Source organism: Synechococcus sp. R55.2 (assembly GCF_047462075.1).
Classification (GTDB): Bacteria; Cyanobacteriota; Cyanobacteriia; order Thermostichales; family Thermostichaceae; genus Thermostichus.
On the sequence record NZ_JANSIH010000405.1, the window covers coordinates 1 to 18,103 of the forward strand.

14 protein-coding genes and 2 pseudogenes are annotated in these 18,103 nt (G+C 56.5%); 12 read left to right on the plus strand and 4 right to left on the minus strand.

The annotated features are described in order from the left end of the window. Nucleotides 1-79 precede the first annotated feature (79 nt). Complete coding sequence (cas6, locus tag NW838_RS13110; RefSeq protein WP_011432245.1) at nucleotides 80-1,261, minus strand: CRISPR-associated endoribonuclease Cas6; 1,182 nt, start codon at nucleotides 1,259-1,261, stop codon at nucleotides 80-82. Between the two features lie 415 nt (nucleotides 1,262-1,676). Between cas6 and cas10 the strand changes: the two genes are divergently transcribed. From cas10 to NW838_RS13170, 12 genes and pseudogenes are all read left to right on the plus strand, one after another. Beyond that, entirely contained in the window at nucleotides 1,677-3,992 is a 2,316-nt protein-coding gene (cas10, locus tag NW838_RS13115; protein WP_414329364.1) for a type III-B CRISPR-associated protein Cas10/Cmr2, read from the plus strand. After that, on the plus strand, nucleotides 3,992-4,714 hold the full coding sequence (locus NW838_RS13120; protein ID WP_011432243.1) for an RAMP superfamily CRISPR-associated protein: 723 nt from the start codon (nucleotides 3,992-3,994) through the stop codon (nucleotides 4,712-4,714). The genes cas10 and NW838_RS13120 overlap by 1 nt, the downstream gene beginning before the upstream one ends. Next, nucleotides 4,714-5,946 carry a CRISPR-associated RAMP protein Csx10 gene (gene csx10 / locus NW838_RS13125; RefSeq protein WP_414344022.1) on the plus strand — a complete coding sequence of 411 codons (1,233 nt, stop codon included), beginning with the start codon at nucleotides 4,714-4,716 and terminating at the stop codon, nucleotides 5,944-5,946. The genes NW838_RS13120 and csx10 overlap by 1 nt, the downstream gene beginning before the upstream one ends. Further along, on the plus strand, nucleotides 5,943-6,383 hold the full coding sequence (locus NW838_RS13130; protein ID WP_414344023.1) for a hypothetical protein: 441 nt from the start codon (nucleotides 5,943-5,945) through the stop codon (nucleotides 6,381-6,383). Before csx10 ends, NW838_RS13130 begins: the two co-directional genes overlap by 4 nt. A 3-nt stretch (nucleotides 6,384-6,386) precedes the next feature. Continuing rightward, nucleotides 6,387-7,034, plus strand: coding sequence for a hypothetical protein (locus NW838_RS13135; protein ID WP_414329367.1), 648 nt, complete (start codon nucleotides 6,387-6,389; stop codon nucleotides 7,032-7,034). Nucleotides 7,035-7,053: 19 nt separating this feature from the next. Next, complete coding sequence (csx7, locus tag NW838_RS13140; RefSeq protein ID WP_414428182.1) at nucleotides 7,054-7,905, plus strand: CRISPR-associated RAMP protein Csx7; 852 nt, start codon at nucleotides 7,054-7,056, stop codon at nucleotides 7,903-7,905. 166 nt (nucleotides 7,906-8,071) lie between these two features. After that, nucleotides 8,072-9,046: an RAMP superfamily CRISPR-associated protein gene (locus NW838_RS13145; protein ID WP_414428183.1), complete on the plus strand. Its 975-nt coding sequence runs from the start codon at nucleotides 8,072-8,074 to the stop codon at nucleotides 9,044-9,046. Then, on the plus strand, nucleotides 9,043-9,495 hold the full coding sequence (locus NW838_RS13150) for a hypothetical protein (RefSeq protein WP_011432237.1): 453 nt from the start codon (nucleotides 9,043-9,045) through the stop codon (nucleotides 9,493-9,495). The genes NW838_RS13145 and NW838_RS13150 overlap by 4 nt, the downstream gene beginning before the upstream one ends. A 95-nt stretch (nucleotides 9,496-9,590) precedes the next feature. After that, nucleotides 9,591-10,577 carry an RAMP superfamily CRISPR-associated protein gene (locus NW838_RS13155; RefSeq protein WP_414356023.1) on the plus strand — a complete coding sequence of 329 codons (987 nt, stop codon included), beginning with the start codon at nucleotides 9,591-9,593 and terminating at the stop codon, nucleotides 10,575-10,577. A gap of 10 nt (nucleotides 10,578-10,587) precedes the next feature. Then, on the plus strand, nucleotides 10,588-11,340 hold the full coding sequence (locus NW838_RS13160) for a hypothetical protein (protein ID WP_414428184.1): 753 nt from the start codon (nucleotides 10,588-10,590) through the stop codon (nucleotides 11,338-11,340). A gap of 132 nt (nucleotides 11,341-11,472) precedes the next feature. After that, nucleotides 11,473-11,814 (plus strand): annotated as a pseudogene (locus NW838_RS13165) (putative CRISPR-associated protein); the annotation flags it as partial. Nucleotides 11,815-11,836: 22 nt separating this feature from the next. Then, the gene (locus NW838_RS13170) at nucleotides 11,837-12,241 is read left to right on the plus strand and encodes a hypothetical protein (RefSeq protein WP_414356034.1); all 405 of its coding nucleotides are present in this window, start codon (nucleotides 11,837-11,839) and stop codon (nucleotides 12,239-12,241) included. 805 nt (nucleotides 12,242-13,046) lie between these two features. Here the strand turns inward: NW838_RS13170 and NW838_RS13175 are convergent. From NW838_RS13175 to NW838_RS13185, 3 genes and pseudogenes are all read right to left on the minus strand, one after another. Next, nucleotides 13,047-15,356: a C-terminal helicase domain-containing protein gene (locus tag NW838_RS13175; protein ID WP_414428185.1), complete on the minus strand. Its 2,310-nt coding sequence runs from the start codon at nucleotides 15,354-15,356 to the stop codon at nucleotides 13,047-13,049. A 597-nt stretch (nucleotides 15,357-15,953) separates the two neighbouring features. After that, nucleotides 15,954-16,439: pseudogene (locus tag NW838_RS13180) on the minus strand (phospholipase D-like domain-containing protein); the annotation flags it as partial. 29 nt (nucleotides 16,440-16,468) lie between these two features. Then, entirely contained in the window at nucleotides 16,469-17,812 is a 1,344-nt protein-coding gene (locus NW838_RS13185) for an RNA polymerase sigma factor RpoD/SigA (RefSeq protein ID WP_414356017.1), read from the minus strand. Between the last annotated feature and the right edge of the window lie 291 nt (nucleotides 17,813-18,103).

Below are 18,103 nucleotides of genomic sequence, written 5' to 3' on the forward strand. Positions count from 1 at the left end.
TGCGATCGCTTCTTTCCTGAACCATGTTCAGGAGAGTTCAGCGTGAATGTATCAGGCTCAACAAAGTACCTCAAGTCATCTAGGGAAGACTGCTCGACGAGTAGTCCTGGGATCCAGACTGGAGAGAGCGGCGGGCCAGCTTGGCATAGGTCTTCACCGTCTCGTAGGGCATCTCCAAATCAGCGGCGATCTGTTGTAAGCTCTCTCCACCTTCGCGGCGGGCCAGGATCGTCGCCCACAGTTGGGCAGTTTTTTCGGCGCGGGATCCCCCTTGTCGTTGCCGCTGGCTGAGAAAGAGGGCGCTCAGCTCCTCGATCCGCTGGGCCACCTGCTCTTCCCGGGAAGGGACAGGGGAGGCGGGTAGCTCTTCGGCCAACCAACCCAGGCGGGTTTGCCCTAGCCCAAAGGGGGTTTTGTGGCCGGTGCCGCAGTAGGGGGCAAGGTGGATCAGGGCTTGGAGCTGCTGCTGCAACAGCTCAGGCGCACGGGAGGAGACAGCCAACTGCACACAGCCGATGAATCCCGTCACGGATCCCTGGCGACCTGCGGTGGTTTTCACCGATTCCAGACGGTGCCGCTGGATGATCACTTCCCCATCCACCCAATCCAGAAAAGGCTCCGCCTCGATGGGCAGACCGGAAAAATCGTTCCAACGGCGCAGATAGCTGTGGAACAGGTTGCGAGGGATCGGCAGCGGCAGATGGTGGCCCCGGTGGCGAAAGCTGGTGGGCGAGACGAAGGAAAGGCTCCAGGAGCGGGGGGAAAGAGGCTGCTCCAACAGTTGACGATAGGTGCGCGGGGGGATCGAGATCTGCCATCCCAGGATCTGCAGCGGGGATCCCCGCAATTCCAGCCAGGTGGGCAGCCGTTGGCACCACCCTCGCAGCCACTCCACCACCGGCGGGTTGAGGCCGGTGATCCACCAGCGGAAGGGGAGATGAGGCGGGATCAGCGGTCGCCCCCCCTGCTCGCGGAACGGCCCCATCAGCCGGGAGAGGGTAAAAGGTTTCTCCGATTCTCCATCGTGCAAATAGGCCGATAGCTGCGGGTCTGTCTCTTGCACCTGGCTCAAGAACCAGGCGTGCAGCCCTTTGGCATAGTGGGGATCCAGCAGGTAAGACCGAGGAGCCTGAACTTCCAAGGTGATCCCCACCAACTCGGATCCCGTCGGCCACTTGCCGTTCGCTTCTCTATCAGCAGATGGCTCTGAGAAACTCAGCATAGGCACAGCCCATTCCCAGTCCACAGCAACAATCAACACAAAACCCAACTTTCCATTGAGAAAATTTTAGAAGGGATCCCTTCTTATTGGGTTTACTCTCGAATTGCCCGTTGTACAGGCAGAAAAAATCTCACAATCTGAAGAAAGCCTTGAAATCGTCTGCAACCCATCGCACTCGATCTATACTGCTAGCAAGCTAGAGGACTGAAAACCATGAGGCGAGAGCGTTTATCGGATATGGCTGAAACAATCGGTAACCTCAATGGCATCTCTCGGCTTGATTCGATTGGTTACCCACCCAACCGGCAAACCCTTTTTTGAAGGGCTTTGGTCTTCCGCGAAGGATTAAAAATCGAGGCCAATTGCCCCCAGCCTTTAGGGATCTGTCCGTCGCAGCCGATGGAAGCCCTGTCCAAGACTTGTCTTCCTTTTTCGCATTTCGCAGGTGCTGCTCATGACCCCTACTTCTGCTCCCTCTCCCGTTCCTGTTGCCTTGGCCTGGTGCCTGGCGTGGGGAGAACAGCGGGATCCCCAGTTTGCCCTGGAGACCTTGCAGCAGATGCGGGCCGCCGTTCGCGCCGACAACGAGGCCGGGATCCCAGAAGAGCTACGGCCCATTTTGGCTCAGGTGCGCCAATTTCAGGAGAGCATGGCGGCGAAGACCTTTCCCAGAACCCCGGCGGAGCTGCAATCCCGCTACCCGGAGCTGTGGCAGCAGACAACCCGCATCGGCTTGGTTTACGGGGGGGCCACCAAGATCAAGAGCTATGTCTTCGAGTCGGCCAAGCTGTCGGAAATCCGCGGGGCCTCCGCTTTGTTGGATCGCATTAACCTGGTGGATCTGCCCGCCTTTTTCGGGGATCCCGAGCAAACCTACCTGGGATGGGAAGGTTTGGGGAAAGAGTCTCAAGCAGAGCTGAGGGCCTATGTGGCCGAGCAGATCCGGCCTTGGCTGCAGCAGCACTACCCGGCTTTGGCGCAAGCCCTGATCCCGGAGCTCATCATCTACTCCACCGGGGGCAATCTCCTGGCCTTTTGCCCGGCGGCCCATGTGGACGATCTCTGTGAGGCCATCGAGCGGCGCTACACCGAAGAAACCCTCACCGCTAACGCCTGCGCCGTGGGATCCGCCTTTCGGCTGCTGGAACTGCGCTACGGCCTGTTGCGGGATCCCATCGAACGCACCCCCTGGCTGGATTGGCTGGCGCAACACAAAACCCATCCCCTGGTGAGAGCCTATTTTGGGGATGGCAGCGAAGCCAGATTTCAAGACCGCAAAAGTTTCAACGAGTTGGTGGGTTACCTGGCCGCCCGCTTCAACCACCGCCGCAACGGCAATCCGGATCCCGGTCGCCCCAGCCGCGCCCATCCCGCCTTTTTTGAAACCCATCCCTACCTGCGCCGCGACAGCACCGACCGTCGCCCTGCCATCGCCAAAGCCGACCTGGTCGATCAGCCCTGGCTCTCGGAAGCCACCGCTCGCAAAGCCCTGGTGGGTCGCCAGGCCAAGCGCATTGAAACAGGCAAGCAAGGGTGGTTCCGCAAGTTCCCCACCTGGGATCCCGGCTTTGTGGAAAGCTGGGTAACGCGATTTGCCCGCTTTCTCAACTCTCCCGCCGGCGAGCCCTACCGGGAGCGCTATTTGCAGCCCCATCAGGGATCTGTCCAGGGGATCGGCGAGGCCCAATCTCTACGGGAAGTGGCCAACGCCAGCCTGGGCAGCCAGGGCTTTGTGGCTTACCTTTACGCCGATGGCAACGACATGGGGGGCTATGTGCAGCAGATCCAAACCCCAGAAGCCTACCGACAATTTAGCCGGGATGTTTCCGAGGCAACGGAAAAAGCCGTTTACCACGCCCTCGCCCAGCACCTGCAGGCCCATCGGCTGCACGGCCTATCCCCAGATCCGGAAACCGGCAGAGACCGCAACGGCGAGTGGATCCACCCCTTCGAGATCCTGACCATCGGCGGAGACGATGTGTTGGTGGTGGTGCCTGCCCACAAAGCCCTGGAAATTGCCGCCACCTTCTGTGAGCAGTTTGAGCAGCTCCTGCTGGACACCTCGGCAACCTATGCAGCTCAATCTTCCGGCAAGGTGCCTCACCGCTACCCGGCGGCAGATCGGAAGCTCTGTCGGCTCTCCGCCTCGGTGGGGGTGCTGATCGCCTCGGAAGACACCCCCATTTACTACGCCGAAAAGCTCACCGAACAACTGTTGAAATCCGCCAAGAGCTACGCGAAAAAGCTGAAGCCCAAAGACAAGGACTGCTCTGTGGCCACCATCGACTTTCTCTCGTTGAAGTCGGTCGCCCTGGTTGTCTCCAGCATCCAGGATTTTCGTCGGGAAGCTCTGGAGATCCGCCAGAACAGCCACACCCTCAAGCTCTACGCCGGCCCCTATACCGTCCCGGAAATCCACGGGTTGCTGAGAACGGTACAAGCCCTGCAGGAGGCCAATTTTCCTCGCTCCCAGCTTTATCAGATTCGCAGCTTCTTGGAAAAAGGCAAACGCACCGCCACCCTCAACTATCTCTATTTCCGCAGCCGCCTGGGCAAAAAGGGGCAGCCGCTGATGGAGGCTTTTGAGCGCACCTGGTGCAAGGCCAAAACCAACGACGGCCACCTTCCCCCCTGGATGTATGTTGAGCCACAGGTATCCTCGTCAACGCCAACCTATGAAACCATCTGGCGGGATCTGGTGGATTTGTACGCCTTTGTGCAAAAACAGCCCCAGGCCGAGGGTCGGCCCGTTCTGGCGGAGGTGGAGTGATGGTGAGACTGGCAGAGCTGCCCCAAGCGGGGCGAACGATCACCTCTATCCCTTTGAGGGCCACCCTCGCCTCTGCCCTGGCGGTGGGAGCCGGCGGCTCCAGCGGCTCCCTGGCGGATAAGCCCCTGCTCAAAGATGCCTTTGGCAGGCTGATCATTCCCGGCTCCCAACTGAAGGGGCGGCTGCGCCACGAGTGCGAGAAACTGGCCCGTGGCCTGGGCTGGGCCATTTGCCGCTCTCCCGACCCAGAGCGCATGTGTCCGCAGCGGGAGGGCAGCGCAGGAAATTTCCACCGCCCCGAATACCAGGTGGAGGGCTACGCCGGATCCCATTGTCTGGTCTGCCAGATATTCGGCAATCCGGCCCTGCCTGCCCGCCTGTGGGTGGAGGATCTCGTCTGCGAGGTGCCGCCAGCAGCTCTGGAACCAACCCTTCGCCCTGGGGTCACCCTCAACCGCCGCCGCCGCACCGCCGAGGATCAGCGGCTCTACCTCATTGAGACCTCTCCCGCGGCTGAGCTGACTTTTTCCGGATCCCTGCAGCTTTTGCCCGATTGCCCTTCCTGGGGCAAAACTCTCCTGTTGGCGGCCCTGCACCACCTGATCGCGCTGGGGGGCAGCAAATCCGCAGGTTTGGGCTGGCTGCACTGGGATCCTGGATCCCTGCAGGCTCTCCAGCCCACCGCAGCCGATTGGGCTTTCTTAGCCCAGGGAGGGAGCTGATGGAAGCCATTCAACTCACCCTAACGGCTCAGTCTCCCTTGGCCATCGGTCGGCAAAAGCCGGGCGGCTCCATCAGCGAGGCCCAGGATTACATTCCCGGCAGCGTGATTCGCGGTGCTCTGGCCGACCTCATGCTCAGCCAAACCCAACATCGCCCTGCCGAGGCGCTGGAAGGAGATTTGGCCGCCCTGTTTACGGCAGCTCGGCCTGCTGTGTTTACCCACGCCTATCCGGGATCCGGCAGCAAGGTCTTGCCGGCCACGGCCTTCAGCTCGAAAAACAATCCCGGCTTCCGCTCAGAGGCGGGCAAAACGGGGGTGTTCGACACGCTCCTGGATCGCTTCTGCTCACAGCGGCTGGGGATCCCGTTCGATCCCACAGAGCCGGACGGTTCCGGGGGAAGAGTGGAGCCCTTCGGGGGGTTCTACAGCCAGCAGGAGTCTGACCTGGGGCCCCGCTACGAACGAGCTGCTGTGTCCAAACGCCTGCTCACGCGGGTGGGGATCAACCGTCGCCGCGCCACTGCTGCCGACCAAATCCTCTACAGCCTAGAGGTGATGAACGAGGGCAAAGCCCGCCCCAATGGGCATCTGGAGCGCTCCCTTTTCAGCGGCTACATCTACCTGCGGGATCCCGAGCTGGCCGAGACCCTCACCCGCTACCTCAACGCCCACGCCCACCTGCTGCGCTTGGGAGGAGGGGTGTCGCGGGGATTGGGCCGGGTCAACGTCACGGCTCGGCGTCTGGCTGCTCCCCGGCCTTCCCTGGCCCAGCGGGTGGAAGCCTTCAACCAAAAGCTGCGGCAGCGCTGGCAACAATGGCAGGTGTTCGGGGATCCCTGGCAGCCCCTTCCGCCGGAGCGGCAGTATTTCTCCATTGGGCTGCAGTCGGGGGCCATTCTCAAAGAGCGCTGGCAACGCACCACCGTGCTCACCCCCCAGATGCTCCAGGAAGAGGCCAACTGCGAAGATGGATCCCTGGCTTTGGAGCTGGCCTTCAGCAGCTACGCCTATGTCTCCGGCTGGAACGCTGCCTGGGGTCTGTTCAAAGATGTAGAATTGGTAACCACGCAGGGCAGCGTCTTTCTGCTGAGCACCACGCAACTGGAGCGTTGGATCCCGATTTTGGCGGAGATGGAATACTGGGGGATTGGCGAACGCACTGCTGAAGGATTCGGCCAAATCGAAGTTTGCAGTCCGTTCCATCATCATTTCTGGGAGAACCCGCTATGACCTTCGCCACCAGCGAGATCACATCGGAACAAGAGCTCAAGATCCAACGGCAAATCCGGCTGGCCGAAGATGATCTGGTCGCCAGAATTCAAGCCGCCTTGGATAACTTCAGAGGTCTCAACAGATTGGAAGAGGCCCAATATCGCAACCTATTGCACGTGGCAGCTTCCACCGAAAGCTCAGAGGTGATCAAGAACTTTTTGCGCTACCAGGTGGGGCGCGATGACAAGTGGGGGCGGGGCAAAGACTCTTTGGCAGAAGCCATCATCAAAGACATCGACAACTGGATTCATCAAAGGGCTATAGCCATCGCCAGGGAAGCCGGAATTGAAAGAGCATCCCCCAAAGTCAACGAGATCAAAATTGACTTGATTCGGCGCTACCTGGGCTATGGGGCCCGCTACCTCAAGTACAAGCGAGAGGGAGGAGGATCCTAGACCGTGACCTACAGCAGTTTTACCCTTGAGAGAGCCATTTCGACCTTTCAGCTCAGGTCAAGAATCATCCATGGCCTGTTTGCAGAGGTTCCACCGACTGAGTGCTCCGATTACTTGAAAATAACCCTAGATCGCTATCTCGGCTTGGCCACCTCGGTCAACAGCGAAAAAGCCCGCTCCGAGTTTATCATCGCCCCTGTGCTGGGAGAGGTGAAGTACCTATGTCGGGATCAAATCTCGCTGTTTTCCGGCAAGGAATTCAACGTGGATCCCGAGAGGGGGTTGGTGGGCCTATGCGACTACATCATTTGCCTATCCCCTCTCCAACTCTACATTCAAGATCCGGTGGTGATTATCGTTGAGGCCAAAAAAGAAGACTTGATCGGGGGTCTGGGCCAGTGCGTTGCCGGTATGGTGGGGGCACAGGTCTTTAACAAGAACTCCAATTCTCAAGTAGACAGTGTCTATGGAGCAGTAACCTCAGGAACCAACTGGCGATTTGCAAAACTCGAGGGTGACCAACTCTTTATCGATGACAGGGAGTACTTTATCTCAGAAATTGCTCAGATCCTAGGGATCCTCTTGAGTTTTATTAAGGGCTCCGTCTCGCTTCGGGAATGGCAAACCTCTGCAGTACAAGCCTTAACTTGAGCAGCCATTTGAGGGAACAATGTTCGACGTTTTCAAAAACCGCTTGGAAATCACCGGCACCCTCACCACCGTGACCGCTCTGCACATCGGGGTGGGCCGCTCCACCGAACCCATCGGCTCGGATTTGCCGGTTCTCAAGGATGCGCTGGGCCGTCCGCTCATTCCCGGCTCCAGTTTGAAGGGGGCGATGCGCTCTCGCCTGGAAAGTTTCTTGCGGGGCATCAACCCAGAGCTGGCCAGGGATCCCGGCGAATTGACCAGCAGCGAGCAATTTCAGATCATCAACCAAATTAAAAATGACTACAAAGGGGACGATGCGGCTCTGACTCAAAAGCTCATTGAGGCCACCGACTGGGTCTCGCAGGTGTTTGGATCCCCTTGGTTGGCCGGCAAGGTGCAGATCCGAGATTTGCCCGTGGTGCCGGAAGCCTGGTTTGGCCAGTACCAAGAGCGGGATGGCGTGGCCATCGATCGGGATACGGAAACGGCGGCAGATGGCAAGCTGTACGACTTGCAAGTGGTGCCTGCCAGAACCCCCTTCCGGTTTCATGCCGTCGTCGAAAATGCCGAGGAATGGGAACTGGGCCTCTTGGCCATTGGCTTGCACCAATTGGAAACGGAACAGATCCCCCTGGGAGGGGGGCGCTCCCGTGGCTTGGGGGTTGTCCGCCTGCAGATCTCGGCAATCTATTGGTTCGACTCGGAAGGGGATCCAAGACGGCTGCTGGCCTACCTTCAAGAGCTGGTGGCCGGATCCCGACAGCCGCTCAGCCCGGAGCAGGCTGCCGCTTTGCGCCAAGACTGGGTGGAAGCCCTGGTTGCCAAATTAACAACGGCCTCTCAACGGCAATCGGTCGGCCCCCGCCGCTAGCCCTATTTCATGTCAGGAGGGATCCCGATGGTCTTCATGGACTCTGCAACGGTTGGCGATACGGTCAGCGTTTTCCACCCCTATCGGTTGACAAACTGGACAGACTGCTTGCCGCCCCAAGCCCCTCAACCAAAAGCTCCTGTTCTGGTGTGAAGGATCCCAGGCTATGCACAAACGCTACGTTAACCATTGCACCCTCTGCCTCACCCTCAAGCCCGATGGCCCTGTTCTCATCAAGGCGGGCAAAGAAGGGGCTGACCCGACGAAGCCGGATATGGAGTTCGTCGAAACCTATCACGGCGGCGGGCGAACGGTCTATTTTCCCGGCAGCTCCCTCAAAGGGGCAATTCGCGCCCATGCGGAGCGCATCGTCCGAACGGTGGGCAGCGACAGACGTCCTGAGGGGGGAGGCTTCAAACTCTGGGCCAGCGATCCCCTCGACCAAAAGGCCAATCAATGGCTGGAAAAAATTGAAGAGCCCCACCAGGTTTACGCCCTTTCTTCCTTTACGGATCAGATGTTCGGCAACACAGCCATCGCCAGCCGGGTCCGCATCGAAGATGCCTATCCCAAGCCGGGAACCCCTCTGCGCCTGGAGGAACGTAATGGGGTGGCCATCGACCGCGTCTTCGGCTCAGTGGCGGTGGGGCCGTTCAGCTATCAAGTGTGCGTAGAGGGATCCTTTCAAACCAAGATCCACCTGAAAAACTTTACCCTGGCCCAACTGGGTCTGCTGGGACTGGCGTTGCGGGATCTGGATGAAGGCTGGTTTGGCATCGGCTTTGCCAAGTCCCGCGGCATGGGCACCGTTCGGGTTGAGTACGAGTGGGCGGTGGTGGACTATCCGGGCTGCCTGGTGGATGAGGCAAACATGCAGATTCGACTGCTGGGATCCCCCCTGACCTGGCCACAGGGATCCCTGTTGGGGGCGGGCGAATTTTTAACCCCCGAAGAGGCAGGCAAATACGGCTTCCCCAAACCCGATTGCCAAGCGGTGCCGGTGGGAGCGGAGCCAATGCCTTTGGGATTTGGGGCGCGGCTGACCTGGGATCAGACGTCTGAGGCCAAGGTGGAACATCTGCTCGCCACCGCCGTAAACAGTTGGGCCAAACTCCTGCAAGCGGAGGCCAAAGCCGTATGAAACCAGCCTACGTCGCCTCCCTCAAGATTCAAGATGGGGCAGAGTCCTCGCTTTCCCAAGTGCTCTCGGCTTGTTTTTCCACTTCTGAAAAAACCTACTCCTTTCTGCGCTGGCCCCATCGAGTCAGCGGCATTCAGGTGGGGATCCCGGCGGATCCCGTCTGTCCAGAGGGGCAAGTTTTCTCCCAACAAGGGGAACTGCGCTGGAAAAGCACCCCCCACGGCTGGGATCTGCTGTATCTGGGGATCCAAGCTCCCCCGGACTCCTTTATCCCTCTGCCGGGAGAGTGGCGGTGGGAGGATCACGCAGCCGACCTGTACGGATCCCAAAATCGAGAAACCCGCTTTCCCAAGCCCCTCAGCCATCCCCAAGATCTCAAGGTGGGCCAGCGCTACTTCCGAGATGAGCGAACTGCCCGCGTTCACTTTATTGCCCTGATTCCGAGGTGACCATGACCCCCCAAGGCCCTCGCCCATTGCCCAACCAGGCCGCATCTGCAAGATCGTCTGCCGGCAACAGCAGTCGAGTTGGAGGCAAACCAACCGTGTTTCCCAAACCCTACGAGCTGATCCCGTTTCCCACCCAGCGCCCCACGCTGGAGCGGCCCGCCGGCCACGCCCAGTTCCATCCCGATAGGTTGCACGGCACCCTCTTCCTCACCCTAACGGTGCAGACTGCCGTCCACATCTCCACCGGCCACTTGGCCTTGGGCAGCGATGTCGGGGTGAAAGGGATCCCGGTGCTCAAAACCATGACCACCACTCCCAACGGAAGGCTCAAAATCCAGGGCAGCTCCCTCAAGGGGGCCATCCGGGCCATGTATGAGGCGATCACCAACAGCACCCTTGCGGTGATGACGAGCCAGTACCGAAATCGGATCCCCCCGGAGCGGCACCCCTGCCGCAACAAGCAGCAGCTTTGTCCGGCCAGCCGCGTTTTCGGTGCCCTGAACTGGCAGGGATTGGTGGAGTTCAGGGATGCCATTGCCACCAGTGCCGGATCCGGCGGCGGATCCCTGCCCCCCCTGTACCGTCCACGCCCGGATCAGTGCAAAGCTTATTTTCAGAAGGAAAACGGCAGAGTCATCGGGCGCAAGTTCTACTACACCCACAGAAACGCGTTGCAGGACAGTTCAAGGGGAACGCCCACCCAGCAAGCGATACAAAACACAGTTTTCAAAACCCAAATCCACTTCAAAAACCTCACCCCTGCCGAGCTGGGCACCTTGCTCACGGTTTTGGGGCAGGATCCCAACCATCCCATGCTGCTGAAGGTGGGGGGCGGTAAGCCCGTGGGCCTGGGATCCCTGCAGGTCACCCTCGACAAGATCGAGCGGCCCGGCAACCTAAAAGATCGCTACAGCCGCTATGATCCTGCAGAAGCCGATACTCTGGAAGGAGAACGCCTCCAAGCCTTTGTGCAAGAGCAAATTCAAGCTGCCCAAGGCTACATCTTGCCCGAACAACTCAGACAACTGGCCGCCATCCTAAGTCCCACTGCTCTGCGCGAGCCGCCCCCCGGCGTGTATTGAGGGTTCCCCTATGCTGTCAGACTCTGTCGATCTCAGCCCCCAATCTTGGGATCTCGCCCACGGCATCGCCATGACCTTGGCCAAAGAAAGGGTGGATGTCAACGAGTTGAGCAAGTGCATCGCCTATCTGCGCTCGGTCGCCCACCACCCCGACGCGGGATCCCGCTTTTTCCGATTCACCGGCGAGCTGGTGCGGGAAACTGGCCTATGCCGTACCCAACAAACCAGAAGATACTATCAGCTTATTGACGAAACCTGCAAAAGGTACTTGCAACCTCTGCAAGACAGGCCGGCAGAGATGCTGCAGATCCTGGGCTGGGCAGCCCGGCTGGCCCGCTACTACAAAGATGGGGGAATGCCCATTGGCGAGATTCCGCCGCCTCAGGGATCCCGACCCAACGACAACTCCGGTCGCAAGGACTCCGTTCCCCAAGGGGCGGGAAACAAATCCCAGGACGACAGACAACAACAAAACCATCAACACCAACAAGACCAGGCCCAGCATCAGGCCCGCAAAGCCCGCTTCCAGACCGGGCAAAAGCTGAAGGCCACCATCACCAACATCAAGGGCAACGAAGTCACCTTCCAGATTCTGGACACAGACACCAAGCTCACCCGGAAGGAGCCCAGACGGGCGGGATCCCTCTCGGTGGGGCAAGAGGTGCAGGTGGAAGTTCTGGGTCTAAAGGAAGATGGCAGAATCCGCAAGGCCAAGCTGCTCTGGGCGCAAAGCGGAACAGAGCCCTCGAAAAATTTGAGTTAACCGCCTATCATGCAGACCATCATCATGACTGTGGGCACCTCCTTGCTCACCAACCTTGACAAAGACCTGCAGCCGCAGCGCCCCTGGGTGGGACAAAAAACCATCGGGGATCCGGAGCAAGCGCTGGCCTGGATGAAAAGAACCGATCTGGAGCTGATCAGCGCCGAAACCAACACCTACTTGCGGCTGGATCCCACCTCGAATGATGCCTTGATTTTGCTGCACTCAGAAACCCCCGACGGATTGGAGTGTGCCCAGATTTTGAAGCTCTTTTTTGAGCAAGAGCTGGGTCAGCAGCAGGTCTCTTTGGTTCCCCTTCCCGGCATCAACTACGAGCTAGAGGGATCCTCACTGGAGCGGATGGCCGAGCTGTTGAAACAGTTGGCAGAGAGCGCCAGGGGGATCGTCACCTTTGCCGCTACCGGTGGGTTCAAAGCCCAAGCCATGATCATGGCCGTGGTGGGCAGCCAATTGGGGGTCCCGGTTTGCTACATCCATGAGCAATACAAATCCCTGGTCTACTTGCCCTACCTACAGCCGCAAGTTCAGCCCCGGATCCCCAGATCTCCCCGATTCAGGCCGAGATCGCTCCCAGATCATCCAAATCCGAAGCGATGCCAGCCATCACCGACCCCGCAGTTGGGCCAAAGTGGAAAGACTCCTGCGAGACATTCCCTGGGTGGATCGGGTTCACTACGATCCACACGCCTACGCTGCCCCCAAAAACAGCGTCAAAGCCTCAAACCGCAAAACCGAAGATGGCCGCCACATTTTGTGGCTCCATCTCCACGAGAGCCAAGACACCCACCTCGCTGTCAGGGTAGAGACCACCGGCTATACCCCCGAACACCTGGAACTGGCTGCCAGCGAATTGCGACAACGCCTGGGCCGTCTGCTTTGAGTGTTTCCATGAATCCCGCTTCCCCAAAGGGAAGTGACTTATCAGGTATAGGGTTTTTGCTACGCAAACCTACATAAAATAAGGTATCGCATTCGGAACAACGGTTGATCCGGGTGGCGTGGAAGTTGCTTGCGGCTCAGGATCGGTTCCATTAACAGGAAATTACCGAGTACAGCGTATTCGCTTCGACCATCATCCGTTTCAACTACCCCTGCCAAAAGTGCCAGATCAGATCTAGATCATCACGTCTGCAGTTATTAAGCTTGTCTGAGACACATATTACGAACAACGCGAAAAAAGGAAGTAATATGGTAGAACATGAAAGCCTGAATACACCAACCAAACTTCTCCTAGTTGGAGTGGAGATCCTTTTTGTCTGTGCCCTGTTTCTCATGCGTCTTGGAGTCGCCGGTTGGCTTCTAATGATGTTTGGAGCGCTGCTTATTTTGCTGCTTACTTTATGGGCATTTGTGCATATAGCTTTGATGATCACATTCATTAGCGTTTTTGAATCAAGAAAGAGCGATATTGCGCTCTACCTCGCGACTCATTTTTTCTATCTTTGGGCCTGGTTATTTCAATTCGATGGCGATGATACCAGTGTAAAGTGGACTATTCGTCTCCTCCCATGCACGAACTTTCTGGAGCCTCTCCTCCGGAAATGGGGCGGAGTTCTATTTTTAACCACGAGTATCGCTACATTTGTTTGCTATTTGATAATCTTCATTTTAATAGTTATTCGCTTGGCTCGATTAATTTTCCATTGAGTTTTCATTAATTCCACTGCCCCGAAAGGAAGCAACCGTCAATGTAGGGCCTCGTAGGGATCCTTTCGCCTTCGCCTAAGGAGGTAGGGATCCGCCGGGGGCTCTGGGTCTGACCTAAACCACTGGTAGCAGATGAGCTGCACATCCTCTTGGGTGAAAAATGTCGGGCTCCGGTGGCGGGAAGAGGACCCCTTATACAATCCCTCATCGATGAACAACTCATCCAACGAGTGAATTAGATTGGCAACATCCCGATTCTTCTGATAGTTTTTCCAGAATTCCTTACAGTCTCTCTCGTAAGTGCGAATGCTTTTAGTATGTATAACCAAATCAAGAACCCGTTGTCGGGCCTCTTCAGTCACCGCATCAAGTTCAATAGCATCCTCTACCTCAGTGAGGACGAGATAGATTCGTCTCAACCATTGAGGCAAACTAGGTTGCAATAAAGAGCTACCCTGGCTTCGATTCAGCAGATTCAACAGATTTTGGATCGCAGGTTGTAACACCTCGAAGATCTCACCATCAAAAGGCGCAGGCGGTAGATCATCGGGCTTTGGAAAATCTTCTGGTCGGCAATAGAGAAGCTGAAAGATTGATCCCCAATCACTCTGGAGATGGTCGATACTTACAGAGATTCGACCTTCTATTCGAGGGTAGAAATGCCAGAAGTGCCGATCTTTGACTTGAAAAGCTAAAAATAGTCCATCCTGCGGAGCTTGGTAGCGTGTGCTGTGGATCCCAAGTGGGATCTCCTCGACAGCTTGCAACCCCGATTGCTGGATAAACTCCAACAACGGAAACCGCATTTCATCCATAGAGACTAAGTCAACTTTCTTCTCCAGAGCCTGCAGTATCTCACTCTGAGCACTGGGAGTTTGAGCTTCCTTCAGGAGTCGGATCTCCTCTAATGAACGCTCCGAGATCACCTCTCCCAGCACACTGGCATCCAGACCCACCTGCTGATCGATCAGGGCAATCCGCTGTTGCAACTTGCGCACCAATCCCAACAGCAGTTCCAGTCCTTGCTCGGGAAAGCCATTAACGATCGTCAACTCCTCGAATGGGGATCCCAGTCGATCGATGCGGCCTGCCCGTTGGATCATTCGCACCGGATTCCAATGCAGATCGTAATTCACAAGGACTGCTGCTTCTTGAAGATTTTGTCCTTCAGACAACACATCGGTGCAGATAAGCAGATCGATTTGCTCTTCAGGCGAACACCCGACTTCCTGATAATCCTCTCCACAACCCGAAGGATTACTAAATGGCCGATTGACCCGTGGCGCGAATCTTCTCACCAGCATTTCCCGTTCCCGGCTTGGGGTTTTTCCGGTTAATAACCCCACCCGCAAACCTGAGGAGAAATTGCGATATCTGCTCCGCTTCTCAGCCATTGCCTCAAGCCATTGTTTATCTTCCAGCAACTGCTGGTATAAGTATTCGGCTGTGTCTTTAAAGTAGGTGAAGACAAGCACCTTGTCCTGTTCCAAGCTGAGCATCATTCGTTTAAAAGCCATCAGCTTAAGATCAGAGTCTTCTCCTGCCTGCACCCTTGCCTGGATACGGGTGAGATCTTGAATAATCTGAGCCAGTGTTTTTTGATCGGCCTGGATTGCCTGGGTCAGCTTGTCCAAATCATAGTCTTCAGGGTTGACCTCAGGCAGAGATACCAGCACCTGCTCCACTGAATCCTCTTGCTCCTCAGCTTCCAGAGCCATCAGGCGTCGATAGCTGGATCCATCTAACAAGTGACCCTGCTGCAGCAAGTCCAAAAATCGTCCCTGGAAGTCAGATTGCCAGCAGATGCTGACCTCAAAAGCCTTGATTGAACTCTCTAGCCGCTTGAGATAGAGGGTTTTCATCAAGCTGCCGATCACTTCATTGCGTAACTGACGGTCGGTTAGCTTATCATTCTTCTGGCGCACATAGTTTTCCAGGTTATAGGGAGCCAGGTTCAGATTCTCAATGTAGGCAACCCAACGGCTATAGAGACCTTGGAAGCTACTCTCGAAGTTATAGGTAAATTGCTTCAAAATCCTGCGCGGAAAGCGGATCTCTTGGCCACCGATGATAATCTTCTCTCCTGCCTGTTGACGTTTCAGCACATCCAGGCGGGATCGACGCACCATGGTCTGAAACAACAACTCGGTGATCTGCCCCTCACCTTTGTCCAGCTTCTTAAACAGCGCGGATAGATTAGGGATCCCCCAGCTACTGTAGTAGTGATCATCGTTGCGGGTGAGCAGCAGCACCTGATGATAGAGGTCAAAAATTGTGTTGTTGATGGGAGTAGCCGTGAGCAGCACCACCCATTTGTTGCCGCGTCCCCCACAGATCAGGCGCTGCAAGTTGGCATATCGGGCAGTTAAGTTATTCCGGAAATTGTGGGATTCGTCCACAAGGACAATGTCGCAGTGGCTGTAGCGTCGGCTGTTGAAGTCAGATCGCCCTAGCTCCTCTTGAGACAACAAATCGGCCACCAAACCGAACTCTCTCAGCTTCGGCTCCCAGACGAGATTGCGAACTTGAGCCGGGCTGATCACCAAGGCCCGAGGCAGGTACCCCGGTTTTCGTCGCTCCGCTAGAAGATGGTCGATCAGCCGCAGTCCGATATAGGTTTTGCCCAAGCCTACCGCATCTGCAACGATGACCCCCCCATGGCGCTCCAGCAATTCTAGGGCTCGTTCAAACCCTTCCTGCTGGAAATCAGCCAATTCTAGGGTTGTGGCCTGCCCCTTGACCACTGGATCCTGCTTCGGCTGGAACAGGGTGTAGAGGCAGCGCATCAAGATTTGATGAGGAGTGTAGGCACGGCTGCCAAATTTGGATCGATCCAGCTCAGCAATAAGTTTCGATTTATAGTCTTTGTCCACACTGGGATGCTCCCAAAACTCTGTAAACCAGGTGTTGCGCATCTCCTGGGCTGCCTGGGCATTATCAAGCAATACATTTAACTCGGTGTTGCCTTCCAAACCGGGAACAGTAAAATTGCTGGATCCCACAATGCTGTAGCTGGGAAATAGATAAGCTTTGGCATGTAGAAAGGGTGTACGTTCCCCGATGGCCCCATACAACCGAACATCCACATGATCTTGCTTGAGAAAGGCAATCAGACGATCGATACACTGCTTGTACTCCAACTCAAAGGTGGAAGTTTCCAACTGCCTCTGAAGCTCGCGGCGAAGATAATCTTGGAGATCAATTCGATGGGGCTCTGCCGGTTTGATGGTGGGATCCCGGCCAATCAGCAAGCGCAGACGGGCGAGCTTATTAAAAGCTCGCTCCAGTTTGATCCAAGCCTCGATACGGAAGAAGCCGGTAGCAATATCTAGCTCAGTCTGCTTTTCCAGAAAGATCAGCCTCTGGATAACATTCGTTAATTTATGTCTCTGATTATCAATATATGTCGGTAGCGACATATGGATTACCATCCTTCCTTTTACTGCTTATTTGTTAATGCTTATTTAGGCCAACTTCTGCAACGAGCACGCAGAGACCGAAGCGCTTTTTCCTCAATCTGGCGCACCCGCTCGCGACTGAGGTTCGAAAGCCGACCAATCTCGGCCAGGGAATGAGGTTTATGGCCGTTTAACCCAAAGCGAAGGGTAAGCACCTGTTGCTCTCTTGGCTTAAGCAAGGCGAAGACTCTCTCAAGCATTTCCTGATGCTCCATCTCCTCCCAACTAGGTTCTGGGATCCGAGACCGATCCGCGAGGCTATCCACCAGCAAAACATCCCCAAATAGAGGTGCATCCAGAAAGCCGATCCCCTGATTCCAATCCAGTAATTGTCGGATTTCTTCAGGAGAAAAGTCGCAGACCGAAGCCAGATCCGCCACAGTGGGAGTCCGCCCCAAATCTTGCGACAACTGGCAAGCCACTTTCTTCAGGCGCCGGATCTTTTCCCAGACATGACTGGGCAGCCAGATCAGACGAGCTTGAGTGTCTATTGCTCGAGTGATGGACTGTCGGATCCACCAGGTGGCATAGGTAGACAGACGAGTTCCACGGGTATAGTCAAACTTCTCGATGGCCCGAATCAAACCTAAGTTGCCCTGCTGGATCAGATCCAATAGATCAAGCCCCTGCTCTTGATAGCGCTTGGCAATGAACACCACAAGGCGCAAGTTGTGCGCAATCAACTTCTCCCGTGCCCGCGTCGCCTGCTCGGTGCCGGGGAAGGTGGCCATCTGGCGAAATAGAGTCGTTTCCTCTGCCCGATTCAGGAGGGGGTAGCGGCCAATCTCGCGCAGGTAAGACTTTACGCTGTCCTGCAAATCCCGCCTTTTGATCTGTGTCGCCTCTTTTTGTTGGACTGCGGCATGACGTATTACCTGCTGCTGGTGCTGTTGGGCGGCCCGTAGCGACCGACCCTGCAAGACCAAGTTGCGGATCCAGTTGCGCTCTTGGTAAGAAGGATCCTGGCAGTTGACCTGGAAGCTGTAGACCTTCCCAGCTTGGCTGCTGCTGGTGATGTGCAGACAGTGGTAACCATCGGCTGTGGCCAGCAACAGGTAGGATTCTGGGCGTTGGGCCAGACGTCGGGCCAGCTTGTGCATCAGCACACCCAACTCTGGAGAGCCGGGCCTCACTTCAAACAGCAGCACCACCTGCCGGAAATATCCCTGCCGATATTCCGCCAGGACATATCCAGCCCGAAGTCTGTCAAAATAAGCCGGCAGCTCCAGCACCGTTATATCCAACGGTTGCCCCACCAGAGCGTACCCCAAGGATGCAAAGAGATCGGCCACCTCGGCGACGGATCGGATCCCTCGAATGTCTTCCACATCCAGTTGAGCAACCACTGCCCTACTCCGGTGACCTGTTGTTACTTTAGTTGGGCTCCCGTGCTCAGCCCTAACCACACAAAGTATTGGAGAGTTCTGCTTAAAACCTGGAAAACCTTTGCCGGACAAATGTTTTGGGCGTTAGAGAAGAAAGTGGCCAATACTTTCTTTTACGAGCTTTCTTGCTCCTGATCGGCTAAGGGATCCCTGTACAAAACCGAGATCGCCTGCCCCGCGTCCTGAATCATTTGCCGAAGGGGCTCTGGGCTGACCACCAACACCTCTCCCCCAAAGCCCAAGATCCAGCGC

Excerpts from the sequence above, each read along its gene's own strand:
- cas10 (WP_414329364.1), top strand. The coding sequence starts at position 1,677 with ATGACCCCTACTTCTGCTCCCTCTCCCGTTCCTGTTGCCTTGGCCTGG.
- NW838_RS13120 (WP_011432243.1), top strand. The coding sequence starts at position 3,992 with ATGGTGAGACTGGCAGAGCTGCCCCAAGCGGGGCGAACGATCACCTCT.
- csx10 (WP_414344022.1), top strand. The coding sequence starts at position 4,714 with ATGGAAGCCATTCAACTCACCCTAACGGCTCAGTCTCCCTTGGCCATC.
- NW838_RS13130 (WP_414344023.1), top strand. The coding sequence starts at position 5,943 with ATGACCTTCGCCACCAGCGAGATCACATCGGAACAAGAGCTCAAGATC.
- csx7 (WP_414428182.1), top strand. The coding sequence starts at position 7,054 with ATGTTCGACGTTTTCAAAAACCGCTTGGAAATCACCGGCACCCTCACC.
- NW838_RS13145 (WP_414428183.1), top strand. The coding sequence starts at position 8,072 with ATGCACAAACGCTACGTTAACCATTGCACCCTCTGCCTCACCCTCAAG.
- NW838_RS13150 (WP_011432237.1), top strand. The coding sequence starts at position 9,043 with ATGAAACCAGCCTACGTCGCCTCCCTCAAGATTCAAGATGGGGCAGAG.
- NW838_RS13160 (WP_414428184.1), top strand. The coding sequence starts at position 10,588 with ATGCTGTCAGACTCTGTCGATCTCAGCCCCCAATCTTGGGATCTCGCC.
- NW838_RS13170 (WP_414356034.1), top strand. The coding sequence starts at position 11,837 with ATGAGCAATACAAATCCCTGGTCTACTTGCCCTACCTACAGCCGCAAG.